Genomic DNA, 3,062 nt, shown 5'->3' with positions numbered 1-3,062 from the left:
AACTTAGTATTGAAAAATATTTATCTAATTAAGTTTATAAACCTAGTATACCAAATCTGTAACCTAAAATGCCAATGAAAAAAAAGCCTATGATAATATATAAGACATTAATCTTACGCTGCAGTAGCCACATGCAACCAAAAGTGAGCAGCAATGGCACCAGACCTGGCATTAGTTGATCTAGAATAGATTGCATCGTAGTTAATGTGGTCTGACCTTCAAGATTTGTCACTTCTGAGATCACAAAAGGAAGACTGATATGAGTCCACTTATTAATGAGTCCTCCCATGACAAATAACCCAATAATTGATGCTCCTTCTGTGATTTTCTGTAAGAAACCGCTACTCATATCTTTAATAAGATTAATCCCTTTATGGTAACCATAAGTTATACCGTAGTAACGAGTGAGAAGACGGACTATGTTGAACAAAAGAAAAAACAGCATCGGGCCTAACAAACTACCACTGATAGCAATGCTCGCACCTAGTGCAGCCAAAACAGGTCGTACTGTCCCCCAAAATATGGGATCACCAACACCAGCTAGAGGGCCCATGAGACCTACTTTTAGGCCATTAATAGCGGCATCATCAATTGGCGCGCCATTAGCGCGCTGTTCTTCCATCGCCATCGTAACACCCACTATAGAGGCAGCCACATATGGATGTGTGTTAAAAAATTCCAGATGCCGTTTAATAGCTTGTTTACGAGCTTCATTATTTTCTGGATATAGCCGGCGAATTACTGGCACCATAGAAAAACAGAAACCAAGTGCTTGCATACGTTCGAAATTCCATGATGCTTGAAATAAGTTAGAGCGGATAAATACCGCACGAATATCACCTAGCGTCAGTTTTTTTGGTTTTTGTTGATTAGTACTAGTAGTTGTAGTATCTATCATTACTATCACCTAATTAATCTAATTCATTATCAATATTATTTTTTTTGGTATCTTCTTGCGTAGATGTAATCTTTTTTGCTACCTCAGCATCAGTACGTTGCGAGCTGAGCTGGCTATAAATAATAGCCATCATTAAGCCTATTACACCTAGTGCTACCACATTAAAGCTGGTAAATGCTGCGGTCACAAAACCCAGATAGAAAAAAGGCATTAAGTAACCGGTACGCATCATATTAATCACCATCGCATAACCAACTACTACAATCATACCCCCTACAATGTTCAGGCCATTCGTAATTACTACTGGAATAGTATGAAGTAAATTATGCATACTCTCAGTACTTACTGAGTAAGCAATAATAACTACTGGGATAGCAGTACGTATTGCTTGTAATGATAGTGCCGATATGTGGATCCTACTTAGAGCGTTGAGGTTACCACATTCTGCCGCGTTGTCTGCAGCATGTTGAAATGCGATAGTTAGAGTACGCACCATAATTGTTAGTATCTGTCCAGCGGCTGCAAGCGGAATAGCTAGTGCAATACTAGCTCCTAGCTCTTGATTACCAATAATCACTAGGATGGTAGCGATTATTGATGCTAAGGAAGTATCAGGTGCTACAGCAGCACCAACATTCATCCAACCTAATGCGATCATTTCTAGCGTACCGCCAATAATAATCCCGGTTTTTATATCGCCTAGAACCAGACCCATTAAGGTGCATGCTAATAGTGGGCGGTGAAACTGAAATTCGTCGAGTATTGATTCAATACCTGCAATACAGCCCACGATAAATATCAGTATTATTTGAAGTGTGGTTATCTCCATGATACTTGTCCTCTGACATACGTAAGGGCTTTTATTCGCCTATGTTTTTTATTTTTTTAATTAAATCCATAAGATTGAGTGGAGTATCTGATGGTACTTGACGAACTTCTAGTTTTATACCGCACTCATGAAGTTTTTGAAAAGCAGTAATATCTGTTTTATCTACTGATATGGCATGATTAATTTGAGTTTTACCATGACAGAACGCCATACCACCGATGTTAATAGTAGTCAGAGATACCCCACCTTCTACTATACGTAAGACATCAGTAGGATTCGTAAATAATAGCATCACTCGATCATTAGCATATTTGGGATTGTCATAAACGCGGATAGCTTTAGCAACATCTACCACATGTGCTGTTACTCCTGGAGGAGTAACTTGGGTCAAGAGAGTTTTTCGCATCGTATCGGCTGCTACTTCATCATTCACGACAATAATGCGTTTTATATTATTCTCTCTGGTCCATCGGGTAACTACTTGTCCATGAATCAAACGATCATCAATTCTAGCTAAAATAATCATCATATTACCACCTAACTGAGCTTTTCCCGATACTGTCTGAGGCTGAGGATGAACATTTACTATCTGAGTAAGTTTCTCAGTCGTTAGCGCTTTGACACCAAAACGACCTGTTTCAACTGCAATGTTAACGAGTTCTTGGAAAGATTGGTTGTCATCGCGTGCCATGAAGGTTTCAGTTAACATAGGAATATTTACGCCTGATATCACTTCATAGTGGTTCTTATCACCATTCATAACCATCTTACTTGCAGCATTAAATGGACTACCTCCCCAGGTATCAACTAAAAATAATACTCCAGTAGTAGTATCCAGATTTTCTAGTCTAGCAGTATATTTTTGAATTAAGGTGTCAATATTTTCTCCAGGATAAAAATCTATCCAAGCGACATTTTTTTGTTCGCCTAAAATCATTTCAGTCGTTTTTAGTAATTGCTCAGCTGCTGACCCGTGAGTGCCAATGATTATAGCAATACTCACTAAATACCTCCTTATGGATTAATTATACACTATTATTGCTAGTTAATTATTAGTTAACTTTTTACTTATACTACAAAAAATAATGTTAATTTTTAACTGAAAGTTAATCGTATAGATTAATTTGCTAGATTTATCCAAAATAGTTATTAATTTGTACTATTATAAGTAAACTAAAATTAAGTTAAGTGTGAAAAGAACAAAAATTGTGACGCAGATCATTTCTTTGCTAACCAAGATCGTTGCAAACATATTAAAGATTATTTATGTAACCGCGATTTTCATTTCCGATGACCAAAAAACTTTAAAGATGAGTATTCATTTTTAGTTGATAC

3 protein-coding genes are annotated in these 3,062 nt (G+C 37.1%); all 3 read right to left on the bottom strand.

The features are described 5' to 3' along the window. Positions 1 to 34: 34 nt before the first annotated feature. From CEX73_RS02645 to manX, 3 genes are read right to left on the bottom strand one after another with little or no spacing between them, the layout of a single operon-like run. On the bottom strand, positions 35 to 898 hold the full coding sequence (locus tag CEX73_RS02645; protein WP_101627043.1) for a PTS mannose transporter subunit IID: 864 nt from the start codon (positions 896 to 898) through the stop codon (positions 35 to 37). 13 nt (positions 899 to 911) lie between these two features. Continuing rightward, positions 912 to 1,727, bottom strand: a complete 816-nt coding sequence (locus CEX73_RS02640; RefSeq protein WP_101627042.1) for a PTS mannose/fructose/sorbose transporter subunit IIC — start codon at positions 1,725 to 1,727, stop codon at positions 912 to 914. A gap of 31 nt (positions 1,728 to 1,758) precedes the next feature. Next, positions 1,759 to 2,730 carry a PTS mannose transporter subunit IIAB gene (gene manX, locus CEX73_RS02635; RefSeq protein WP_101627041.1) on the bottom strand — a complete coding sequence of 324 codons (972 nt, stop codon included), beginning with the start codon at positions 2,728 to 2,730 and terminating at the stop codon, positions 1,759 to 1,761. Positions 2,731 to 3,062 lie beyond the last annotated feature (332 nt).

The organism is Candidatus Palibaumannia cicadellinicola (genome assembly GCF_002855795.1).
Classification (GTDB): Bacteria; Pseudomonadota; Gammaproteobacteria; order Enterobacterales; family Enterobacteriaceae; genus Baumannia; species Baumannia cicadellinicola_C.
The sequence above is the reverse complement of the archived record's forward strand: the minus strand, read 5'-3'. Positions and strand labels throughout refer to the sequence as shown.